This window comes from Hymenobacter segetis, from assembly GCF_038448715.1.
GTDB lineage: Bacteria > Bacteroidota > Bacteroidia > Cytophagales > Hymenobacteraceae > Hymenobacter > Hymenobacter segetis.
Genome location: NZ_JBCEVZ010000035.1, coordinates 1 through 20,736 on the forward strand (window position 1 = coordinate 1; position 20,736 = coordinate 20,736).

General features: G+C 62.0%; 20 protein-coding genes and 1 tRNA gene. 7 read left to right on the forward strand and 14 right to left on the reverse strand.

The features are described from left to right. Positions 1–166: 166 nt before the first annotated feature. Genes AAFH49_RS14085 through AAFH49_RS14105 form a run of 5 tightly spaced genes read right to left on the reverse strand, consistent with a single transcriptional unit; the run spans position 167 to position 3,851 of the window. Positions 167–1,744, reverse strand: a complete 1,578-nt coding sequence (locus AAFH49_RS14085) for a polyamine aminopropyltransferase (protein WP_342299098.1) — start codon at positions 1,742–1,744, stop codon at positions 167–169. Further along, a complete protein-coding gene (locus AAFH49_RS14090; RefSeq protein WP_342299101.1) occupies positions 1,737–1,952 on the reverse strand; it encodes a DUF350 domain-containing protein in 216 nt (71 codons plus the stop codon). The genes AAFH49_RS14085 and AAFH49_RS14090 overlap by 8 nt, the downstream gene beginning before the upstream one ends. A gap of 24 nt (positions 1,953–1,976) precedes the next feature. Further along, the gene (locus AAFH49_RS14095) at positions 1,977–2,180 is read right to left on the reverse strand and encodes a hypothetical protein (protein ID WP_342299103.1); all 204 of its coding nucleotides are present in this window, start codon (positions 2,178–2,180) and stop codon (positions 1,977–1,979) included. 10 nt (positions 2,181–2,190) lie between these two features. Further along, on the reverse strand, positions 2,191–3,486 hold the full coding sequence (locus AAFH49_RS14100) for a DUF4178 domain-containing protein (protein WP_342299105.1): 1,296 nt from the start codon (positions 3,484–3,486) through the stop codon (positions 2,191–2,193). Next, a complete protein-coding gene (locus AAFH49_RS14105) occupies positions 3,483–3,851 on the reverse strand; it encodes an S-adenosylmethionine decarboxylase family protein (protein ID WP_342299106.1) in 369 nt (122 codons plus the stop codon). Before AAFH49_RS14105 ends, AAFH49_RS14100 begins: the two co-directional genes overlap by 4 nt. A 132-nt stretch (positions 3,852–3,983) precedes the next feature. On the opposite strand from AAFH49_RS14105, the gene AAFH49_RS14110 reads away from it, so the two are divergent. Further along, positions 3,984–4,883: a DUF6929 family protein gene (locus tag AAFH49_RS14110; RefSeq protein WP_342299107.1), complete on the forward strand. Its 900-nt coding sequence runs from the start codon at positions 3,984–3,986 to the stop codon at positions 4,881–4,883. On the opposite strand, the gene AAFH49_RS14115 is transcribed toward AAFH49_RS14110, so the two are convergent. Beyond that, a complete protein-coding gene (locus AAFH49_RS14115) occupies positions 4,880–5,260 on the reverse strand; it encodes a hypothetical protein (RefSeq protein WP_342299109.1) in 381 nt (126 codons plus the stop codon). The two genes, AAFH49_RS14110 and AAFH49_RS14115, sit on opposite strands and share 4 nt — an antisense overlap. A gap of 231 nt (positions 5,261–5,491) precedes the next feature. Here AAFH49_RS14115 and AAFH49_RS14120 point away from each other — a divergent pair, with 231 nt between their 5' ends. Then, a complete protein-coding gene (locus AAFH49_RS14120; protein WP_342299110.1) occupies positions 5,492–5,923 on the forward strand; it encodes a hypothetical protein in 432 nt (143 codons plus the stop codon). Positions 5,924–6,078: 155 nt separating this feature from the next. Here AAFH49_RS14120 and AAFH49_RS14125 read toward each other — a convergent pair whose 3' ends face one another. Both AAFH49_RS14125 and AAFH49_RS14130 read right to left on the reverse strand, forming a co-directional pair. Continuing rightward, positions 6,079–7,230, reverse strand: coding sequence for an AI-2E family transporter (locus AAFH49_RS14125; protein ID WP_342299111.1), 1,152 nt, complete (start codon positions 7,228–7,230; stop codon positions 6,079–6,081). A gap of 125 nt (positions 7,231–7,355) precedes the next feature. Beyond that, positions 7,356–8,552: a lactonase family protein gene (locus AAFH49_RS14130; RefSeq protein ID WP_342299113.1), complete on the reverse strand. Its 1,197-nt coding sequence runs from the start codon at positions 8,550–8,552 to the stop codon at positions 7,356–7,358. A gap of 273 nt (positions 8,553–8,825) precedes the next feature. Between AAFH49_RS14130 and AAFH49_RS14135 the strand changes: the two genes are divergently transcribed. Together AAFH49_RS14135 and AAFH49_RS14140 are read left to right on the forward strand one after the other, a co-directional pair. Then, positions 8,826–9,140, forward strand: a complete 315-nt coding sequence (locus AAFH49_RS14135; protein ID WP_342299115.1) for a hypothetical protein — start codon at positions 8,826–8,828, stop codon at positions 9,138–9,140. A 61-nt stretch (positions 9,141–9,201) separates the two neighbouring features. Then, the gene (locus AAFH49_RS14140; protein ID WP_342299117.1) at positions 9,202–9,405 is read left to right on the forward strand and encodes a hypothetical protein; all 204 of its coding nucleotides are present in this window, start codon (positions 9,202–9,204) and stop codon (positions 9,403–9,405) included. A gap of 1 nt (position 9,406) precedes the next feature. Here AAFH49_RS14140 and AAFH49_RS14145 read toward each other — a convergent pair whose 3' ends face one another. The 5 genes from AAFH49_RS14145 to AAFH49_RS14165 all read right to left on the reverse strand — a co-directional run bounded on the left by AAFH49_RS14145 (position 9,407) and on the right by AAFH49_RS14165 (position 16,475). Next, on the reverse strand, positions 9,407–11,455 hold the full coding sequence (locus tag AAFH49_RS14145) for a HelD family protein (RefSeq protein WP_342299119.1): 2,049 nt from the start codon (positions 11,453–11,455) through the stop codon (positions 9,407–9,409). Positions 11,456–11,623: 168 nt separating this feature from the next. Then, positions 11,624–11,705: transfer RNA gene (locus AAFH49_RS14150), tRNA-Leu, on the reverse strand. A gap of 37 nt (positions 11,706–11,742) precedes the next feature. Continuing rightward, on the reverse strand, positions 11,743–12,282 hold the full coding sequence (locus AAFH49_RS14155; RefSeq protein ID WP_342299121.1) for an iron-sulfur cluster co-chaperone HscB C-terminal domain-containing protein: 540 nt from the start codon (positions 12,280–12,282) through the stop codon (positions 11,743–11,745). Between the two features lie 32 nt (positions 12,283–12,314). Continuing rightward, the gene (locus tag AAFH49_RS14160; RefSeq protein WP_342299123.1) at positions 12,315–12,602 is read right to left on the reverse strand and encodes a putative quinol monooxygenase; all 288 of its coding nucleotides are present in this window, start codon (positions 12,600–12,602) and stop codon (positions 12,315–12,317) included. Positions 12,603–12,797: 195 nt separating this feature from the next. After that, positions 12,798–16,475, reverse strand: coding sequence for an alpha-amylase domain-containing protein (locus AAFH49_RS14165; RefSeq protein ID WP_342299125.1), 3,678 nt, complete (start codon positions 16,473–16,475; stop codon positions 12,798–12,800). A gap of 246 nt (positions 16,476–16,721) precedes the next feature. Between AAFH49_RS14165 and AAFH49_RS14170 the strand changes: the two genes are divergently transcribed. Beyond that, positions 16,722–17,897 carry an alpha/beta hydrolase gene (locus AAFH49_RS14170; RefSeq protein WP_342299127.1) on the forward strand — a complete coding sequence of 392 codons (1,176 nt, stop codon included), beginning with the start codon at positions 16,722–16,724 and terminating at the stop codon, positions 17,895–17,897. 260 nt (positions 17,898–18,157) lie between these two features. On the opposite strand, the gene AAFH49_RS14175 is transcribed toward AAFH49_RS14170, so the two are convergent. Continuing rightward, positions 18,158–18,928 (reverse strand): SAM hydrolase/SAM-dependent halogenase family protein, encoded by a 771-nt coding sequence (locus AAFH49_RS14175; RefSeq protein ID WP_342299129.1) that lies wholly within the window; start codon positions 18,926–18,928, stop codon positions 18,158–18,160. 122 nt (positions 18,929–19,050) lie between these two features. Between AAFH49_RS14175 and AAFH49_RS14180 the strand changes: the two genes are divergently transcribed. Together AAFH49_RS14180 and AAFH49_RS14185 are read left to right on the forward strand one after the other, a co-directional pair. Further along, positions 19,051–20,148 (forward strand): PhoH family protein, encoded by a 1,098-nt coding sequence (locus AAFH49_RS14180; protein ID WP_342299130.1) that lies wholly within the window; start codon positions 19,051–19,053, stop codon positions 20,146–20,148. A 136-nt stretch (positions 20,149–20,284) separates the two neighbouring features. Continuing rightward, positions 20,285–20,719 carry a GNAT family N-acetyltransferase gene (locus tag AAFH49_RS14185; RefSeq protein ID WP_342299131.1) on the forward strand — a complete coding sequence of 145 codons (435 nt, stop codon included), beginning with the start codon at positions 20,285–20,287 and terminating at the stop codon, positions 20,717–20,719. Positions 20,720–20,736: the final 17 nt, after the last annotated feature.

Sequence of the window (20,736 nt, forward strand, 5' to 3'; positions counted from 1 at the left end):
TGGGCATGGATAGAGAATGGAAGAGAAAGCAAATTAGAAAAGACCGTCATGCTGAGCGCAGCCGAAGCATCTCTACCGCTTCGTTGCAACGATTGGATTACTCGAGCAGTAGAGATGCTTCGGCTGCGCTCAGCATGACGTTCCGAAGAATTGGGATATCCTGGAATCAATGCACATACGGCCCCCAGTCCTCCTCGAAATACCGCACCAGCACCTGGTTATTGAGTTGGTTAACCTCCGTCGGTACCTCGTTCATATCGGGCGGGAAGCGCAGCATGTCGTGAATGGTAGCGGGCGTGATGTAGCGCAGGCCGGCTGGGAGCGGGCTCATATCGCCGCGCCAGTGGGTGTCGGGGCCGGCCAGCACGTAGCCCCATTCGCCGAAGGATGGCACGTAGAGATGGTAGGGAATGGTGTGCAGCCCCACCGCCGCCAGCGTGTGCGCCACGCACCAGAACGACTGCCGGGCCAGAAACGGCGAGGTGCTTTGCACCACCAACCGCCCGCTTGGGGCCAGCCGCTTCGCCAGCGCCGTGTAGAACGCGGCCGAATACAGCTTGCCGATGGAGTAGTTGCCGGGGTCGGGAAAGTCGACGATTATGGCGTCGTAGCGCGTGGTGTCCTGCCGAATCCACTGGTAAGCGTCGGCGTTGATGACCTGGACTTTGGGGTTGTTCAGGGAGCCTTTGTTTAAGGATAACAGCAGCTCGTTGTGCTTGAAAAGCTCGGTCATGCCCGCGTCGAGGTCGACCAGCTTGATGCTGGTCAGGCGCGGGTATTTCAGCAGCTCGCGCACGGCCAAGCCGTCGCCGCCGCCCATCACCAGTACCCGGCGGGCTTGGGGCAGCGCCTGCATGAGCGGGTGCACCAGCGCTTCGTGGTAGCGGTACTCATCGGCCGAGCTGAACTGGAGGTTGCCGTTGAGGAACAGGCGCAGCTCGCGCGGGTTGCGGGTGAGGACGATGCGCTGGTAGGGAGTGGATTTCGAGTAGATAACCTGGTCCTGAAAAGCCAGGGTTTCGGTGTAGGCCAGCAGCTTGTTGGCGAAGCCGAACAGCACCCCCAGCCCCAGCAGCGCCGCCCCAATGCCCACGCCGAAGCGCCGCCGGTAGGGCCTCGTTTCGGGGAAGCGGGCCAGCACCACGGCGGCCACGGCCAGGTTCAAGGCCCCGAAAACCAGCGAGGTACGAATCAGCCCCAACTGCGGCACCAGTACCAGCGGGAATATCAGCGAAGCCAGCAGCGCGCCCACGTAGTCGAAGGTGAACACCCGCGCCACCAAATCCTTGAACGGGTAGCGGTGCTCCAGAATCCGCATCAGCAGCGGGATTTCCAGCCCCACCAGAATGCCCGTGAGGCCCACCAGCGTATAGAGCAGCAGCCGGAACGAGGCCACGTACTCAAACGACACGAACAGCAGCGGGGCCATGCACCCGCCCACGATGCCCACCAATATTTCGAGCCGGATAAACCAGCGCAACAGCGAGCCCTCCAGAAACTTGGAGAGCCACGAGCCGATGCCCATGGCAAACAAATACGCCCCGATGATGGTCGAAAATTGCGTCACCGAATCGCCCAGCAGGTAGGAGGCCAGGGTGCCGGCAATCAGCTCATAAATCAGCCCGCAGGTGGCGATGACGGCCACCGCCGCCAGCAGCAGGCCCGGCAGCCGCGCCTCGGGGCCGGCCGTGGCCGGCGCGGCATTTGGCGCTTCAGCGGCGGGCGCTTCCATCAGCTCAGCCATGAATGGCGGCGCTGATGATGAGGGCCACGGCCAGCATAAAGGCCGCGCCCAGAATGGCCAGGGCCGTGTTGTGCTCCTCCATGATTTCCTTGCGCAAGGTGCCGGGTGTCAGCTTATTGAACAGGTAAAAGCTGATGACCAGAATGACGATGCCGAGCAGCGAGTAGATGATGGAAGCCGCGAAGGCTTTGGCGTTGAGGTATTCCATGGGGAAGGGGCTGGGCGTGATGGATTACTTGTGAAAATACAGGCCCCGCCCGGCGTGGCCGTGGCTGCCGCGCGCGCCGGGCGCGTTCAGGGTTTCGGTACTCTCGTTGTCGTCGCCGAGCAGGCGGGTGCCGGTGGCGGTGCCCCAGGCAAACCAGGCCAGTGGTAGCAGCAACAGCAGCGCGTAGAGGCGCACCGGGCGCAGGAAAATGAGGAGGCGTTCGAGCATGTGGGGCGGGCTAGTTGTCGGTGGCGTAGGGATTATAGTCGCTGTTTTCCCAGCGGCTGCGCTCGAAAGAAGACAAGCGGAACACCTGAACCAAGGGATAGATAAGCACCAGCGCCAGCACCAGCAGGAAGTTCGAAAACAGCGCCGAATCCTGCCAAACGCTCACCTGAATTTCAGGCGCTACGCCCTTCTCGGTGATGGGATAAAAGTTGAGATGATAGCGCCCGGCCGGTACCCGCGAGAGCACGGCATCGGCTTTGCGGCTGCCTTCGCTCCAGCTTTCGCCGCTTTCCACGCCGCTGTAGAATTCAATGTTTTTGGTGAACTCGAAACCGCGCCCGGTTTGCTCGTTCACCAGGCTCACGGGGAGCTCCAGCCACTGGTTGGCCAGGGTGCCGGCCGTCAGGTCAATGTTCAGGGCCGACTGGTGGTCGAGAACAAATGAATTGGATACCAGTACGCGGCCCGTGCCGGGCGCAACGGTGGCCGTGGTATCGGCCGTGACCTGAAAGGTCTGGTTCAGCACCGGCGCGGTGGAGCGGAGCGACAGGGCCAGCTGCACCAGCACCAGCAGCGCTACCACGATGCCCGTAAGCGCCATCAGGGCCGTGCGTTCCCGGCTGCCGGGGGCCGGCTGCACTGCCCCCACGCCCTCCTGGGGCGGCAGCGTACTGCGGCTGATGCTGAAAGCCGTAGCCAGCTCCTCGGGGGCTACGTGGCGGCCCCGGTACCACTGCTGCTCGCGGCCGCGCTGCTCCTGCACCAGCAGCAGCGGCGGCCGGATGTATTCGCTTACGTCCAGGGTTTTATCACGCTCGATATCCCAATCAAACTCGCCCAAGGCCCAGTTGATGCGCGACTGATACTTATTGAACAGCTTGAAATCGGCCAGCCGGAATTCTTCGCGGTTTTGGTCGAGGTAGCTGGCTTCCCAAATCAAGGTCCAGTGACCATTGTATTCGGCCAGTTGCACGTAGCGCCCGGTTTCGGGCTGAAACAGCTGGTATTCGCGCCAGCTGTATTGCGGATGCACTGCTTCGTGCCGACTCACCACGCCTACCACGCGGTACAGCGTGCCACCCAAAATGCCCATGGTGCCCAATGGCAGCACGGGCGACGTTTTTGGGGCTTGCTGATAATCCCCAAATACTGTGGGCGTTTCCTCGCCCGAGTACTTGAAATAGGCGTGGCAGTGCGGGCAGGCATAATATTCGCTGCCTTCCACGTCATAATACGTGATGCTGTTGTGGCACTCGGGGCAGTCCAGCTGGGCCGATTCGGGCCGGGGAGTAGCGGTTTCGCTCATCGGCGCACTTCGGTTTTGGTGAGCTCAGCTCCCTCGAAAAATGCCAGCGTGGCCTCGTAAATGCCGCGCACCGTGGCCGCGTTATCTCGCCGGAAATTTGAGAGAAACACGTCGAACGTGGCCAGCCCGTGCTCGGGCCAGGTGTGGATGCTCAGGTGCGACTCGGTGAGGGCCAGCACGGCGGTGAAGCCGCCCGGGCCGGTTGCATCGGCCGGGAAGCTGTGGTAGGCTTCGCCCACTTTTTCCAGCCCGAAGGCCAGCACCTGGGCATCGAAGAAAGCGCGGCAGGCCCCGGCATTGCGCAAGGCCGGGGCCGGAGCCGCGAAGGTGGCCAGAATGTGGAGGCCGGGAGTGTAGTCAGGCATTAGAAAGGAGCGCGGGGCAAGCGCGCCGGCAAGATAGGGAGCAGAACGGGTTGATATTTGGCCGAAGCTTGCCCGCTGTATCGCCCGGCCCGGCCGGCGCATTACAAAACCAACCCGCTATTCCCCCTTGCCATGACGGCCGCCATCATCTCCGAAAACCAAATCCCCGGCCTGCCCTCGGCCTCCGGCGTCGAAATCATCGGCCCCGTGGCCTACGTCATTGGCGATGACTCGCCCTACCTCTACCAGCTCGACGCGGCCACGCTGGCCCCCACCGGCCGCATCACCCTGTTCGATGCCGCCGCCGATTTCGCCACCGGCCGCATCCCCAAGCCGGTAAAGCCCGACCTGGAGTGCATGGTGGCCCTGACCTGGCCCGACGACCGCGCCGGCCTGCTGCTACTCGGCTCGGGCAGCCGACCCAACCGGGTGCGCGGCTGGTTTGTGCCTGCCGCAGGGGAGCAACTGCCTGCAGCCGTGGACCTGACGACCCTCTACGCCATCCTCGCGGCTCACCTGCCCACCGGCGTGGTTCTCAACCTCGAAGCCGCTGCCACCACCGATACCGAGCTGCTGCTGTTTCAGCGCACCGTGGGCCGGGCCGATGCGGCCTTGCTCTTCGTGCTGCCGCTGGCCGAAACGCTGGCTTTTCTGACGAACCCAACGGGCGCAAACCCGCCCGCCGTGCATCAGCTGGTGTTTGAGCTGCCGCTAATCGAGGGCTGCCCGGCGGGCTTTTCCGGGGCCACGTTTGTGGATGGCCAGCTGTTCGTGTCAGCTTCGGTGGAAAATACTGCCGATGCCGTGCTGGACGGGGCGGTGCTGGGCTCGTTTGTGGGCGTGGTGGATGTGGCCGCCCACACGGCCACGTTTGCCCAACTGGTCTGGGCCGATGGGCGGCCGTATTTCGGCAAAGTGGAGGGGCTGGCCGTGCGCCAGCAGCTGGCCGATGGCCAGTTTGAGCTGCTGCTCGTGACCGACGACGACGCGGGCGGCAGCACCGCCGCCACGGCCCACCTGCGGCTGGATTAGTTCGGCTCGGGCAGCTGGCGCAGCCAAGCGGTAGCTTCCTCTTCGGTGGCGAAAAGGCGGTAGGTGAGGGCCGACTGCTGTTGTATAGTGCTCATCACCTGGTCCAGGGCCAGGCGGGCGTATACGTCGGTGGGGATGATGATGGCCCCGAACAGCGCGTAGCCGTCGCTGGCACTCCGGGCCAGCCAGTCCTGGCCAATCCACTGCCGCTCCTCGTCGGTGAAGGGGGCCATGTGGCGCTGGTCGGCCAGCATTTTGTGCCAGCCGTGGCGGCGGAGCAGGTGGTGGGTGTGGGTCAGGAAAGCCTGAAAAACCGCAAAATCCCGAGGCGCGTCGGTGTATTGCACCAGCGCGTAGCCGTCGGGATGCTCAAGCAAGCGCCCAACCGGATTCTCAAAATATAATCGCATGTTATTAATAACTAACTTAATGGAATACAGATAGAAATTGAATAAAATGTTCAGCCTGTAATAATGGATGGCCGGGCCTGCTTACGATGCGCTGTATAATTTGTTGGCCGGAGGGCGTGGGGAGGCCGGCCCGGGCGTAATTTTGTTTGCTTCCGAAACCGCGCACTACCGCCGCAGGTCTCGCACCCCCTCCATTTTATGCTATTGCCGTCACGCGCTCAAGAAACGCTGTTCTTTCAAAATGCTGCTGGCAAGGTTTTCTACCAGCCGGCGGGTTTTGTGCGGTTGGTGTGGGCCCCCGAGCGGGCGGCGCTGGAAGCCATTCAGGCTTTCTACGAGCAGGTGCTGACCCTTATGCTGAGCACGGCCACCCGTAAAATTCTCTCCGACCACGGCCAGCGCGCGCCCCTCTCCGGCGCGGCACAGGAGTGGCTCACCGGGCAGTGGATTCCGCGCGCCATCAACCAGGCGCGGGCGCAGTACTGCGCCATCGTAGAGGGGGCCGACCCCATGCACAGGCTCTCCACGCAGTCGGTGGTGAGCGCGGCCCCGGCGGGGCTGATTTTCCAGCGCTTCTCGACGATGGATGAGGCTGAGAAATGGCTGTATGGGGCTGTGCTGAGCCGTTAGAAACAAAATTGCCCCGCAGCAATAAGCCATTAAAAACGGTCATGCTGAGCGGAGCCGAAGCATCTCGCGTGCAATAGTAAATGAATTACTTGCGCGGTAGAGATGCTTCGACTCCGCTCAGCATGACCGTTCATTTATGTAAGCGAACCCAACCGCTAAGCCGCGTCGGCTTCGGGTACTACCTGGCCCCTTTCGGCGGCCACAACGCTCTTTTTAGCCGGGTTGATTTTGCGGCCGCGCGGGGTTTCCTCGTCGCCCAGCACCATGCCCCAGGGCTTGAGCGACTCGATGCGGTCGAACACAATCTTCAAAATCGCAATAACCGGCAGGGCCAGAAACATGCCCGCCACGCCGCCAATGGCATTGCCCACCAGCACGCCCACGATGGCCACCAGGGCATTCACCTGAATTTTGGAAGCCACGATGCGCGGAATCAGGTAATGGTTGTCGATGAACTGAATGAGCATGTAGGCCCCCAGTACCGCCAGGGCGTGGCCGTAGCCGTCCTTGGCCACAAAGGCCATAAGCATGGGCAAAGCAATGGCGATGAGCCCGCCGATGTAGGGAATGAAGTTGAGCAATGCGCCCATCACACCCAGCAACAGGGCGTAAGGCACCCCGATGATGAGCAGGGCCGTGACGTTGAGCGCGGCCACGATGCTGCCCTCAATCAGAAGGCCCACCATGTAGCTCTGGATGGCGGTTTTGCTTTCGCGTAGCACCTCGCTCACGCCGGTATCGCGGCGGTGGCCCGAAAAGGCCTGCACCAGGAAATCGACTAGCCGCTTCTGGTACAGGAACAGCAGGAAGATGTAAACCGGTATCAGTGTGAACGATACGAGCAGGCCCGATACGGCTGAAAGCGTACCGCCCACCAGGCCCTGGGCCTTGGTGCCGGCCTCGCTCATCCAGCCTTGCAGCTTCTGGTCGCTGAGGCCGAAGCGCGACTGCAGCCACCCGTGCACCTGGGCCGCGGTTTCGGCAAATTTCTTTTTGAACATCGGCATCTGGTCCGAAAGCTGGGCTGCTTCCATGCTGATGAAGTACACGATGCCCAACACCGCCGCCACGCCCAGCACCACCGTGAGCAGAATGGCCAGTATCGGCGGCACCCGCTTGCGGATGAGCCATTGCTCCACCGGGTGCAGCATGATGGCGAAAATGGCCGCGAAAAACAGCGGGAAAATGATGTCGCTGGCAATGTGCAGCGTGAACACCAGCAGCGCCAGGCCCAGCAGTATCAGCGGGGCTTTCACGTAGAGCGGAAACTGGAGCTCGCGGGGTTCGGAGTCGTAAGGGGCGGGCATGGAAGAGGCAAAAAGGGTCGGTTCGGGCGAAATGCCGGCCGGTTTGCCCCCTTACGTGCCCTTGCCCGCCACGTTGCCGGGTTTCGGCGGGCGGCGGGGAATTCTCGGTCAGCGAAGTACCCGGCCTACCGCCCGAAATCCTCCGTCACCTGCAAAAACATGGGCGAGGGCACCTCCGTGCTCTGGCCGGTGGGTGTGAGCAGGCCCGATTGCGGGTCGACGCGGTAGCTCACCACGTTGTTGGAGTTCTGGTTGGCCACCAGCAGCAGGCGGCCACTGGGGTCGAGGGTGAAATTGCGGGGTGTTTTGCCCTGCGTGTCCACGTCCTGAATGGGCACCAGCGTGCCGTTGCCGGTATCGATGGCAAACACGGCGATGCTGTTGTGGCCCCGGTTGGAGGCGTAGAGAAACAGCCCGTTGCGCGAAACGTGGATGTCGGCGCAGGAATTTTCGCCCGTGTAGCCGGCCGGTAGCGCCGACAGCGTCTGGAGTTCGCGGAAGCGCCCGGCGGCCGCGTCATACGCCAGCACCGTCACGGTCGAGTTCAGCTCGTTGATGAGGTAGGCGTGCTTGCCATCGGGATGGAAAACGAGGTGGCGCGGCCCCGCGCCGGGCTTGGCCACGAAAGCTGGCTCGGCCTCGCGGGTGAGCTGGCCCTTGGTGGGGTCGAGGCGGTAGGAGTACACGCGGTCGGTGCCCAGGTTCACGGCGAAGGCAAACTTATTGGTGGGGTCGGGCAGGAGGCAGTGGGCGTGCGAGGTGGTTTGGTTCTTGTGCGGGCCGCTGCCGGTGTGCTGGTCCGTGGTGGGCGCGCCCAGTTGGCCATCGGGCGCTATGGGCAGCGCGCTCACATTGCCGCCCACGTAGTTGGCCACCAGGGCCGTTTTTCCGGTGCGGTCGAGGCTGATGTAGCAGGGCGAGGCCCCGTTGGAAGGCTGCTGGTCGAGCAGTTTCAAATCGCCGGTGCGCGGAGCCACCGCAAAGGCGCTGACGCCGCCGCCCGGCGCGCCCCGAAACGTCTGGGTTTCGCTCACGGCGTAGAGGAAGTGGTGGTTGGCCGAAAGCGTTAGGTAGGTAGGACTGGCCCCGCCGTGCTGCGCGCTCACGCGGGTGAAAGCGCCGGTAGCACCGTCCACGCGGTACAGGAAAATGGTGTTATCCTGCTCGTTGCCCACGTTGGTGCCCACGTACAGCCAGTAGTCTTTGGCGGCGGCGGTGCTGCTGCCAGCTGTCCGGGCGCAGCCCGCCAACAGCGTGATGGAAAGCAGCCCCAGCCCGCTCAGGAAGCGGAGCGGGCCGCGATTTACAGGAAAACCAATCATAAGAGAAGTCAAAATAGAAGGTGCAAAAATGCACAAAAGCCGTCGCGTCCAATGGCTCAGCGGCAAAGAACCGAGCCCGACGACAGAAAATAACGGGGAATTACCGGGAATAAAAAGCCCAACGGAGTGGCCCGCTGCCCAACACTTCGGCCGTTGCACCTCATAAAACATTCACATGATGCGTCTTAATCTTGTAGAAAAAGCACCGCTGAGCCGATATTCAACGCCGCTTTTTTGCCCGCTGCTTATCAGTCCGTTACCCATTGCCCCGTTATGCCTTTTTTCACGCGCCTCCCTACCGATACCAACCTGATTGAAGCCCACCAGTGGTTTCCGGGCCAGCAGGTGGCCGGCGTGACCGATGAGGCCGTGGGTTTCGCGGGCAATGAAAGCCTGCTAGCCGTGCCGCCGCACGCCTACCTCACGAGCCGCAAGGGCCGCCTCACCGTATTCGCGGGCGACTGGGTCATCACGGAGCCCACTGGCGACCAGCACATTTGCCAGGACCGCCTGTTCCAGATGAGCTACACGCCGGCCGAAAACGAGTTTGCCCCGCTGCCCGTCACCACGCCCGACGAACAAGGCTAACTGCGCCCAAACGGCCACCAGCCATTGGCCAGGCCGTGCCTCCTGGCGCTACCTTTGCCGCATGGAGTTTCAGAAAAAGAAGTACGCGTTTCGCGGCATGGATGGCTACGCCGGTTTCCGCAACGGCCAGGAATACGAGCTGGAGTTGGCCCTGAGCCCCGCCGACGAGGAGCGGCCGGCCGAAATCGTCATCATCAACCCGGTTTCGCGCCAGTACATGTATTGCAGCAAGCAGGAGTTCGCCCTGCGGTGGGAGAAGCGGTAGTTTAGGCTGACAAAAACGGGGCAACCTCGCCCGAATACGTGAGTGTGAGCTGGTGCATGGCCCGGGTACACGCCACGTAGAGCATGCTTTTGTCGACTTCCGTTTTGTAAGTGCGGGCAGAGGCAAAGGGCACGATGACCGCATCAAATTCCAGTCCCTTCGCCAAATGGGCCGTCGTGATGATGATGCCTTCTTTAAAGGCCGTGGACTCATCGGTGAGCAAATAAACGCCGGGAGCTTCCAGCGCCGTATACGCCTGCTCGGCCTGCCGAAGGGTTTTGCAGATGATGCCCATTGAATGATTGCCAGAGTTCTGGAAGGTCGTAATCAGCTGTTTGATAGCCTGTAGCTCTTCATTCGGGCTGCCGAAACGTACCACCGCCGGCTCCGGCCCGTGCCGCTCCAGGGGGATGATGTTCGGGTTCGGCGTGATGCGCTGCGCGAAGGCCGTAATTTCAACCGTGGAGCGGTAGCTGCGGTAGAGCTTTACCACCTCGGCCTGCGGGAAAACGCGCTCGATGGTTTCGGCTGAGGATGAGCTGTAGGGGTTAACGGTCTGGCTGACATCACCAAGGATGGTCTTGCGACACAGGAACATACGTGACAGCACGGCGTATTGCACGGGCGTGTAGTCCTGCATCTCGTCCACCAGCAGGTGCTTGACGTGGTCGTAGGTGCTGATGCCTTCCAGGCGCAGGCGCAGGTAAATCAGGGGGAATACGTCCGCGTATTCCAACGGCCGGCCGTGGTCGAATTTCAGGAGTTCGGGCTTGCCCAGCCAGCGGTAAAAATCCCGGTACAGGTCCAGCACCTGATGGAAGCGGAACATGCGCGGAATGGCCTCCCCAATCGTGGATTTCTCGTGATTGGTGAGCTTCCGCTTGGTGGCATCGCGCACGTAGTTCCGCACTTCCTCGGCCACCAGGGCAAACCGTTTCAGGAGCGGCACCCGGTGGAAGGTCTTGAACTTCGCCAGCAAAAACGGCAGGGGCACAATGGTTTGACCGACGCGCAGCTCCTTCACGGTGAAGTAGTTGTTCTCCACGTAAATCAGGTACTGGTTGAGCTGGTTCAGGAATTCGAACGACGACTTGAACCGGATGCGCTCAATAAACGCGGCATCGTGCGTATCCAGCAGCGCGGCTACCTGGTCGAAAAAGGTCTGGAACGAGTACTGGTGGTCGAGCAAATCGGCCGCCAGCTCCTCCATGCCCAGCTCGGGAATGTGCTCTTCGCCCAATTCGGGCAGCACGTTCGAGATGTAGTCGGCGAAGACTTTATTGGGCGAGATAATGAGCACGTCTTTGGCCCCGATGGTTTCGCGGTAGCGGTAGAGCAGGAACGCAATCCGGTGCAGGGCAATCGAGGTTTTGCCCGAGCCGGCTACTCCCTGAATGACCATCACCGGGGCCGTTTCGTTGCGAATCACCGCGTTCTGGTCGCGCTGAATGGTGGCGACGATGTTCTTCAGCTTGTCGTCGGAGGACTTGGCCAGCTCGCGCTGCAACACGTCGTCGTGAATGTTGACGTCGTTTTCAATCATGAACTCCAGGCGGCCGTCCCGGATTTTGTACTGCCGCTTCAGCTCAATATTGCCCTGCACCACGCCGCCCGGGGTGGCGAAGGAGGCGTCGCCCAGCTCAAAATCGTAGAACATGGACGAGATGGGCGCCCGCCAATCGTAAATCAGGCTTTGGCGCTGTTGCTCGTCGATGAAGGAATAAATGCCGATGTACACCGGCAAGCTGGCCTTCCCCTGCGGCACGAAATCGATGCGGCCGAAGTACGGCGACTGCCCCAGCTTGAGGAGCTTGCGTTTCCGAGCCACGGCCGCGTCACCCGTAAATGCCATGCGGTTGATGGACTGGCCGGCGGCCACCATGTCGGCATCGTCCATGCCGGACTGGTGCTCGTGGATGTACTGCTTTTTCTCCCGAAGCTCATCCGAAAACTGCTTCACGGAGCCATCGACCCGCCGGATGGCCAGCGTCAGCTTCTCCTTGATTTCTTCCAGGTATTCTCTCTCTTCTCGTTCCGTTGCGTTTATCACTGGCAGTTCTGGGGGTATGGGGCTCAAAGGTGACCGCAAATTTCGGTCAGTTAGAGCCTAAAAATTAACTCAACCATTGAGGTGCGCCGGTTTTATTCTGACTCCGGGTACAAATGCGAAAAGCCGGCCTCTCTCACGCATGAGAGAAGCCGGCTTTCGATTATCAAGTACCCGGAGCCGGAGTCGAACCGGCACATCTTGCGATATTGGTGTTTGAGACCAACGCGTCTACCGGTTCCGCCATCCGGGCAGGATGCTTATTCAGAACAATTCCGCTCTTGCCGGTATCAGGAGCGGGCTGCAAAGGTAGCAACTTGCTGCTGGATGCGCAACAGATACCGCTTTTTTAGGTAGTAGGTGCGGATTTGCTGGAGCGCGGCCGGGCGGTGGTCGGCGGGGAGCTGCTCATAGCCAGCGAGAACGGGCTCGATGCCCGCGTCGAGGGTATCGGCCAGGGCAGTGACTTCGGCGGCCACTTTGGCGATGCCGGCCGGGTCGGCATCCATTTCCAGCTCCATCAATTCCTCGTTGAGGTCCATCATGTCCATCAGGAAATCGGGCGGGAGCTGCTCCTGCTTGCCTTCTTCGAGCAGGCCGTTTTGGCGCAGCAGGTAGGCCATGCGCTGGTCGGGGTCGGCGAGGGTGCGGTAGGCGTTGGTGTTGAGGGTGGCCTGGCGCAGCATCTCGGCCTGGTTTTCGGGCGAGGTGGTGGCGTGGAAATCGGGGTGGGTTTCGCGGCTTTTGGCGTAGTAGAGGCGCTTGAGGGCGGCTTCATCGGGCCGGAAGGACTGGGGCAGGCCGTAGAAGGCGAAGTAATCGGGGGACATAGAAAATGGATGTTTATCAGAAGCGCATACGGCTACAACACCGGATTCACCGAAAAAGCCACGGGCGGCGCGGCAAATAGCCGCTTCGTGGCCGGCCACACCTCCCCAAACAGCGCAGACTTACGGTAGGCGTTGAGGGCGGCCGCATCGTCCCAATGGCTGTGGGTGCAGTAGATGGCGGGGTTGTCGGCATCCTGCCACAGCTCCAGAAAGCGGCAGCCGGGCTGCTGCCGGATGCGCTGCTCGGTGGCGCGAAAAAGGGCGAGAAAGGCCGGTACCTGCGCCGGCTCAAAACTCATGCGAACAATGCGGATTAGCATTCGGGGTGGGGGAGTTGGAGGGGCAAAAGTAAAAAGCCCCGGCTCCGCGAAGGGAGCTGGGGCTTTTTATGGGGGATTAACAACGTAGGGGCGGGGCTTGCCCCCGCCCGGGCGTTAGGACCGAATTAACGATTCCGTTCAACGACGGGCGGGGGCAAGCCCCGCCCCTACATCGTTCGGTTTCGCGCCAATGTTCTATTCCCGCACCACGCGCAGGCGCTGGGGCAGGCCATCAGCACCAGTGAGCGTCACCACGTACACGCCCGGCGCGACCTGGCGCAGGAAGCTGCCGAGCTGCTCGGCCAGCGCCGCGCGTGGGGCCGGCGCGGGGGCCAGCAGCGTGCGGCCCAGCACCGAGCTTAGAGTGAGGCGCAGGGGTGCGTCATCGGCCAGGGCAGGGCCGCCGAGGAGCTGCACGGCATCGCCGTGGCTGGGGTTGGGCAGTACCACGTAGGGGCTGGCGGTGGCGGACACGTAGGCCACGGGGCTGTAATTAATACTGCCGTCGAGGTCGCGCTGGCGGAGGCGGTAGTAGGCGGCAGTGGGCGCGTCGAGGTCGTCGTAGGTGTAAGTGGTGGGCTGGTTGCCGCCCCGGGCCGGCACGGTGGCCAGGCGGCGGAACTGCTGGCCGTCGGCCGATTTCTCGATGTCGAAGCCGGCGTTGTTTTTCTCCAGAGCTGTAGCCCAGTCCAGGCGCACGGTGCTTGCGCTGGCGCGGCGGCCCTCGAAGCGGGTGAGCGTGACCGGGAGCGTTGGGCTGCCATTGCCGAGGGCGAATTTCGAGAAGGAGCTGATGCCTGCGTAGGTGGCCACAAATGGCCCGCTGCCGGTGATGGTAGCGCGGCCCAGCTCGGTCCAGGTTTCGCCTGCGCCGCCGTGGTTGCGGTAGATGCTGGCCTGGGCGGGCACGAAGCTGGCATTCTGGTCGGCGGCATTATACTGGAGGCTCATAGCTACGACCGGGCCGGTGGCCAGTGTGGGCGTCACCTCCCAGGTGCGGTTCACGAACTCGGCGGTGCGGGCGTAGGGTGCGCCGCTGGTGCCATTGGTAAGCAACCCGCTGAATGTGCGAACCTGGAACGTGGTGCTGACCCCGCTATTTGCCAGCGTGAGGGGCGTGAACGATGCCGCCGTGCCCACCGGGAAGGCCACGGCCGAGCCATCGCCCGGCACGGGCCGCACCACGAAACCGCCCGTAGCGGCCACATCGGGCGTGATGACGTAGCGGCTGGCATCGGCCCCGCTCACGGTAGCCGTGCTGCCCAACGTCAGGTTCTGATTATCAATAGCCAAATGGCCGGCCGTGAAAGCCAGCGCGCCGCTCACGCTCACGGGGCTGAGCAGGCGGGCATTCGCAGCGTTATTGATGGTTAGATTATTCAGCGCCAAAACCGTGCTGCTGCCGGTGCTCACGGTTTGCTCGGCGCTGCCATTCAGCTCCAAAGTGCCAGAGCTGGCTATTGAGCCGACGGCCAACACGTTACCGCTCACGCGCAGGGTGGTGCCAGCGGCCAGCGACAGGCTGGCCCCGCTTTCAACGGTGAGGTTGTGGGCGGCCAGGGTGCCGGCCGCGAGGGTGGGGGCGAAGCTGGTGCCGGCGGGTATCAGCACGTCGGTGCTGGCGGTGGGTGTCACGCCGGCTTCCCAGTTGCGGCAGTCAGTGGCATCGGCCGAGGCGTCGTTGCTGGTCCAGATGGCCACCTGGTTGGTGGAGGCGGGGGACGTGAGGGTGTTCACGGCGGCGGGCGCGGTGTAGCTCACCTTCACGTAGCAGCGCTGGCCGGCCACGGTGGCGGTGGTGTTGCGGGCTTTCAGGGACAGCCAGCCGGTGGTGCTGGGCGAGTAGCTGCCGGTGGCGGCTGTGGTGCCGCTGGCGCTGCTCAGGAGCTGACCGCGCAGGTCGTACACGCCGATGGTGAGGCTGCGGGTGTTGCTGCCGGCTTCGGGTGAGAGGGTGTAGCTCACGGGCTGGCCGGCCTGGGTATATATTTTGCCCACCAGCCGGGTGTTGGTCGAGTTCGAGGGGAGCGCGCCGCCCTGGCCCAGGCCGCCGCAGTTCAGGTCGCCGAGGTCGTCGGCCATTTCCCATTCCTGGGTGGTGAGGGTGGCGCGGGGCGGGGTGTAGGTTGAGTTGTCCTGACCCACGGGTGCCCACACCGAGTAGCCCCGGCGGCCCAGCAGGGCGCTGCCGTTGCAGGGCGGCGTGTTGATGCGCACGCGCTGGTCGGCCGGCACGGTGTAGGTGTACGTGCCGTTGGCCCCCGAATAATCCCTGAGCACGGTACCGGGCGCGAAGTCCGAATCCACGTAGTTTTCCTGCCAGTTATTATAGCTGTCGTTGATGCCAATAATGGCCTTGGTGCTCCGCTCGATGATGAGGTGGTCCTGCGCCTGGTAGCGCACCTTGTACGTGCCGTCCTTAAAACCAAGGTGCTGGTGGCACCAGAGCAGGTTCACGAGGTCGGAGCGGGTGGGCAGGTCGGTGGTGGAGGTGGGCACGTGGGCGTAGCGCTTGCCCGTGCTGCCGAGGTTGAACAGGTCTTCGATGAAGATGTGCGGGTTACCATCCACCGCGAAGGCGATGGCATAGGCAGCCGAGAGGCGCGGGTCGAACGGGTCGATGTGGGCGGCCAGCTCGTCGCCAGTGTTCCAGCCGGTGTAGTTGCCCGTGGCGCTGAGCTGGGGCCGGAAGGTATCGTGGTTATTCACGAAGGGCGCGGTGCGGTGCACGTAGGTATTCGAGGCGGCGTAGTAGGCCACGCGCTGGTCCTGCTGCTGGCTCGGAATCTGGCCGAGGTCGTAGTTGCCGCCGCCGCTCACCATGCCGTAAATAGCGCCACGCAAGCCGAAATCGAAGGTGCCCATCAGGAAGTCGTTGCCGCTGTTCTGGCCCTTCACGCTGGTCACGTAGCCGTCCAGGTCGGTCTTGCCGCCCACATATTCGCCCACGTTGAGCATGGCCTCGCCGCCGTTGGCCCAGCCGGCGTTGTACTTCAGGTTGAAGCTCAGGTCCTGCTGAGCGTTGTAGCTGAAGTGCTTCACCGCGTCCCAGCGGAAGCCGTCCACGCCGGTCTGCTTCTTCATCCACACTATCCAGTTGCGGGCCTGGGTCTGGCTGTAGCCCTGGCTTTGAACTGGGTTGAACGCGCCGGGGTACAGGGCTAAGTAATTGGGGCTTAGCTGGCCGTAGCCGTCATTGCCGCCGTCGTTGCCGTAGCAGAAATCGGGGCCGAAATACGGGGCGGCCTGGTCGCCGCTGGTGGTGTTGTGGCCCAGCTGCGGGTGGAAGTTGGCGTAGTTTTTCGGCCAGCGGCCCTGGCGGGCGGCGTAGGCCGCGCCGTTGTCGCCGGCCTCGGGCAGGGGCGTGGCAAAGGAGCTGTAGCGGAAGGTTTTGTAGCCGCTGTTGCTGGCCATTGAGAAGTTGGGCTCGGGGTCCTGGCCGGCATCGCCGGTGGTGGTGCCCGCCCCGTCGGTGTGGTTCAGCACCACGTCCTGAATGACTTCGATGCCGTTGGCGTGCAGCACGGCCACCAGGCGCAGGAACTCGTCCTTCGAGCCGAAGCGGGTGCGTACGTCGCCTTTCTGGTACTTGTCGCCGAGGTCGTAGGGGTCGAAGGGCGAGTAGCCCACGTCGTTGGTGGCGTTCTTGTTCTTGGGCGTGGGCGGCAGCCACACGGCATCAATGCCCATCTCCTTGAGGCGCGGGGCCAGCTCGGTCAGGTAGTCGGCCCACTTAAAGCGGTAGGTATCGTTGTAATAATCCCACCAAAAGGCTTGGAGCACAACCTTTTTGATGGTGGTTTGGGCGCGGGCCGGGTAGCTGGCCAGTTGGGCCAGCAGCCACAGCGCCAGCAAGGCGTAGCGTTTTCTCATCAGTAAGCAGAAGCAAAAAGAGTTAGGTGGGAAACAGAACCCCAAATCTACCAGCTATTAAAATGCAAAACAATGTAAACTCCTATTTATGAGTGTGCTAAGGTTTGCACAGTTGGCTTGTCTTAACATCAAAAAGCTCCCATAAGCTACAAATCTTGGGCTTCTGTCAACTCTGACGAACATTAGGCGTAGAACCTGCCGCAAACACCTTCTCTTCATACTGTCATATTTTACCTGTTCTTTTTCATGAAACTCTCCACCACCCGTTCGGCAGCCTTTGCGTGGCTTGCTGCTCCCGCTCTGGCCGGCGGCCTGCTGCTCAGCAGCTGCAGCAGCCAGCCCACCGCCACCGAAGCCGATAAAACCGCCACCGTGGTTCCCGGCGAAACCAACGCTGCCTCTGATAGTGCCGCCGTAACCGCTCCCGCTGCTGGCACGGGTGCCGTGAAGCCCACCGGCCCCAAACCCGCCTGGGGTCCCAATCTCAAGCCCGAGATGCAGGCCGTTATCGAGCAGCTCATGAGCTTCAAAAACAAGCCTTTCCCCGAAATCACCGCAGCCGAGGCCCGCAAGCAGCCCAGCGCCGCCGACGCGGCTATGAAGCAGATGAAGGCCAGCAATATTCCCGTGCCGCCCCTGAACTGTGACACCGTTACTAAAGCTCTGATGCCCGGTGTGAAGGCCCGCATCTACACGCCCAAGGGCGGCGCGGCTTCGTATCCGGTCATCGTGTATTACCACGGTGGCGGCTGGGTGATTGCCACGAATGATACCTACGCAGCCTCGGCCCAGGCCCTGTGCGAGCAGGTGGGTGCCGTGGTGGTGTCGGTGGAATACCGTAAAGGTCCGGAGCACAAGTTTCCGACCGCGCATGATGATGCCTTCGCCGCCTACCAGTACGTGCTGAAAAACGCTGCCAGCATGAAAGGCGACCCCGCCAAAGTGGCCGTAGTGGGCGAAAGCGCCGGCGGCAACCTGGCCTGCAACGTCAGCATCATGGCCCGCGACAAAAAAGTGGCTCTGCCCAAATACCAGGTGCTGGTGTACCCCATCGCCGGCTCCGATACCAATACGCCTTCGTACCAGGCCAACACCCAGACCGCTCCCCTCAACAAGGGCGGCATGGAGTGGTTCTTCAAGAACTACCAGCGCACCGCTGCTGATTTGAAAGACCCGCGCATCAACCTCGTGGCCGCCAACCTGAAAGGTCTTGAGCCCACCACCATCATCGCCGCCGACTACGACCCGCTCACCAGCGAAGGCAAAACGTTGTCGGACAAGCTCTCCGCTGCTGGTGTGAAAGTCAACTACAAAAAATACGACGGCACTACGCACGAATTCTTCGGCATGGCCGCCGTGGTTCCCGAGGCGAAAGATGCCCAAGGCGTAGCCGTAAGCGACTTGAAAGGCGCGCTGAAGTAGTCATTTGTCATTGCGAGCGCAGCGCGGCAATCCATCCTGTTCTCAGCGACCAGCCTAATAATGTGAAAAGCCCCGGCACCATTGCGGTGCCGGGGCTTCCTGCTTTAAAAATTACACTAGGTTCCCCTCTCTTTTGGAGAGGGGCCGGGGGTGAGGTTCCGGCGGCCGCGCAATTTAGGGCTGCATCACATCTCAGGGTTAGTCGCTGAGAACAGGACGGATTGCCGCGCTGCGCTCGCAATGACAGACGGGGCCCTTGACTACTCCGCCTGAAACCGCACGTCTACCTGCGAATCAAAATTCAGCCCCAGCAGCTCCGCCGCATTGCCCTGGCAAATGCCCAGGCACAAAAAATTCTGGCTATTGAACACCACCACCGCCTCGCCGGGCGGCACGGCCGAGAAGTGCGGGTGCAGGTCGCGCACCACATCGCGCCCGAAGTGGATGGCCAGCGGCCGGCCGTGGCCCACGGCCTCCACTGCCGTGCGCGAAATGTTGGTGACGAGGTTGCCGTAGTGGTCCACGTGCGCCACGTGGCCGGTGATGCGGTGGTCCTGGAGGCGCAGTTGGCGGTTATTGAGCTGGTGCTGAGTTGTAACGGCGGGGCCGAGGTCGCTGAGCAAGGTGCCTTGGGCCAGGGCTACGGCGGCGGGCAGCAACACGTCGCGGGTGGGGGAGGCGGTGATGGCGGCCGGTAGGGCCACCAGGTTTTCGGGCGTGCCGTTGGCCAGCAGGGCCAGAATGCCGTTGTCGCCGCTCACGAAATAGTGGCCTTCAAGCTCAGCGGCCAGCCAGCCGGGCTCAGCCCCCGCGCCGTGGTCAGCCACGCCGATGACATGCACCGTGCCCACAGGAAAATCCCGGAACACGCTTTGGAGAACGTGAACGGCGTGCGCGATGTTAAAGGGTTCGACGCCGTGGCTGATGTCGACCACCGGAATCGCCGGGGCCAGGTGCAGCAGCCGCGCCTTCAGGGCCGCCACGTAATGGTCGCGGTAGCCAAAATCGGTGAGCAGCGTAATCAACCCCATGCCAGTGTTCCGTAGTTTTTCGTAGTATTGTTCCAGCGCCCGAACCGGGGCAAAAGTAGCCGGTTTGGGCCGAAAACGGGCCCTTTTTCCCACACCCTTTCTCTTTCCCCCTCTCTTCCAACTTGGTCGAAAAAATCATCACCCTCGAAAACATGTCTTTGGTCGATTTCCTCGGCCCCGACAATCAGAATATCCGCCAGCTGGCGGCCGCGTTTCCGGGCTCCAAAATCATCAGCCGCGGCAACGAAATCAAAATCCAGGGCCAGACGGAAGTCATTGCCCGCATCAACGACCTGCTTTCCTCGCTCATCGAGCACTACCACCAATACGGCCAGATTACCGAGAAAACGGTAAATCAGTACCTCTCCGCCACTTCTGAAGAGGCCGAAGGCAGGGTGCTGGCCGCCTCGCCCGATGTTATTCTCTTCGGGGCCAAAGGCGGCGTTATCAAAGCCAAAACGCCCAACCAGCAGAAGCTCGTGGATACTGTAATGGCCCACGACCTCACCTTCACCCTCGGGCCCGCCGGTACCGGCAAAACCTACATTTCGGTGGCCCTGGCCGTGCGGGCGCTCAAGAACAAGGAGGTGAAGAAAATCATCATATCGCGCCCTGTAGTGGAGGCCGGCGAAAGCCTGGGTTTCCTGCCCGGCGACATGAAGGAGAAAGTCGACCCCTACCTGCGCCCGATTTACGATGCCCTGGAAGACATGATTCCGGCCGAAAAGCTGAAGTTTTACCAGGAAAATAAAATCATCGAAATCGCCCCGCTGGCCTACATGCGCGGCCGGACGCTGAACAACGCCTTCGTGCTCCTCGACGAGGCCCAGAACACCACCCCGAGCCAGATTAAGATGTTTCTGACCCGTATGGGCCCCACGGCCAAGGTGATGGTGAACGGCGACCGCAGTCAGATTGACCTGCCCACCCGCCAGAAATCGGGCCTGATGCAGGCCATGGACATTCTGAAAAACGTGCAAGGCATCGGCTACGTCGAAATGACTTCCGAAGACGTGGTGCGCCACCGCCTGGTGAAGGAAATCGTGGAAGCCTACGACAAGTTCGACACCGAAGAAACGGTGCGCCAGGCGCAGGCCAACGGCATTCCGCGCCGCGATGAGCGGCACGAGCGCCGCCTACGCGAGCAGGGTTTGGTAGAAGGCGAGCAGCTTGGGTCCGAAGAAACGGAGCTGCCCGTGAACCACGAGCAGGCGCTGTAGCTCTTGCTGTCTGATTTTTTTTAATAACCATCTGTCATCCTGAGCAAAGCGAAGGACCTTACCACGTTTGAACTCGTTGTTCAGCGGTGATAAGGTCCTTCGCTCTGCTCAGGATGACAGTTTTTAATCATATATCATGCCCGCCACCGCCTACCGCATCACCGACCTGCGCGACCTCGACGCCGCCTTCACCATCCGCGAAAAAGTATTCGTGGAAGGCCAGGGCGTGCCCGCCACCCTCGAAAATGACCTCCACGACCGTACCGATGCCCGCCACTACCTGGCCCGCACCGAGGACGGCACGCCCGCCGGAGCCGCCCGCTGGCGCGAAACCGATAACGGTGTGAAACTGGAACGCTTCGCCGTACTCGAAGGCTTCCGCAACCAGCAAATCGGGGCCGCGCTGCTCCACGCCGTGCTGGCCGATGTGCAAGCCGAGCTACCTGATGCTGAAGTGTATCTGAACGCGCAGATTAATGCCGTCCGCTTCTACGAGCGGCACGGGTTTCGGAAGGAAGGGGAGATGTTTGAGGAGGCGGGGATTCAGCACTTCAAGATGGTGCTGGGATAAGGCCAGGGGGCAGGCGT

Excerpts from the sequence above, each read along its gene's own strand:
- AAFH49_RS14100 (WP_342299105.1), bottom strand. The coding sequence starts at position 3,486 with ATGAGCGAAACCGCTACTCCCCGGCCCGAATCGGCCCAGCTGGACTGC.
- AAFH49_RS14175 (WP_342299129.1), bottom strand. The coding sequence starts at position 18,928 with ATGGGGTTGATTACGCTGCTCACCGATTTTGGCTACCGCGACCATTAC.
- AAFH49_RS14130 (WP_342299113.1), bottom strand. The coding sequence starts at position 8,552 with ATGATTGGTTTTCCTGTAAATCGCGGCCCGCTCCGCTTCCTGAGCGGG.
- AAFH49_RS14095 (WP_342299103.1), bottom strand. The coding sequence starts at position 2,180 with ATGCTCGAACGCCTCCTCATTTTCCTGCGCCCGGTGCGCCTCTACGCG.
- AAFH49_RS14085 (WP_342299098.1), bottom strand. The coding sequence starts at position 1,744 with ATGGCTGAGCTGATGGAAGCGCCCGCCGCTGAAGCGCCAAATGCCGCG.
- AAFH49_RS14090 (WP_342299101.1), bottom strand. The coding sequence starts at position 1,952 with ATGGAATACCTCAACGCCAAAGCCTTCGCGGCTTCCATCATCTACTCG.
- AAFH49_RS14105 (WP_342299106.1), bottom strand. The coding sequence starts at position 3,851 with ATGCCTGACTACACTCCCGGCCTCCACATTCTGGCCACCTTCGCGGCT.
- AAFH49_RS14110 (WP_342299107.1), top strand. The coding sequence starts at position 3,984 with ATGACGGCCGCCATCATCTCCGAAAACCAAATCCCCGGCCTGCCCTCG.
- AAFH49_RS14165 (WP_342299125.1), bottom strand. The coding sequence starts at position 16,475 with ATGAGAAAACGCTACGCCTTGCTGGCGCTGTGGCTGCTGGCCCAACTG.
- AAFH49_RS14135 (WP_342299115.1), top strand. The coding sequence starts at position 8,826 with ATGCCTTTTTTCACGCGCCTCCCTACCGATACCAACCTGATTGAAGCC.
- AAFH49_RS14170 (WP_342299127.1), top strand. The coding sequence starts at position 16,722 with ATGAAACTCTCCACCACCCGTTCGGCAGCCTTTGCGTGGCTTGCTGCT.
- AAFH49_RS14140 (WP_342299117.1), top strand. The coding sequence starts at position 9,202 with ATGGAGTTTCAGAAAAAGAAGTACGCGTTTCGCGGCATGGATGGCTAC.
- AAFH49_RS14120 (WP_342299110.1), top strand. The coding sequence starts at position 5,492 with ATGCTATTGCCGTCACGCGCTCAAGAAACGCTGTTCTTTCAAAATGCT.
- AAFH49_RS14155 (WP_342299121.1), bottom strand. The coding sequence starts at position 12,282 with ATGTCCCCCGATTACTTCGCCTTCTACGGCCTGCCCCAGTCCTTCCGG.
- AAFH49_RS14160 (WP_342299123.1), bottom strand. The coding sequence starts at position 12,602 with ATGCTAATCCGCATTGTTCGCATGAGTTTTGAGCCGGCGCAGGTACCG.
- AAFH49_RS14185 (WP_342299131.1), top strand. The coding sequence starts at position 20,285 with ATGCCCGCCACCGCCTACCGCATCACCGACCTGCGCGACCTCGACGCC.
- AAFH49_RS14125 (WP_342299111.1), bottom strand. The coding sequence starts at position 7,230 with ATGCCCGCCCCTTACGACTCCGAACCCCGCGAGCTCCAGTTTCCGCTC.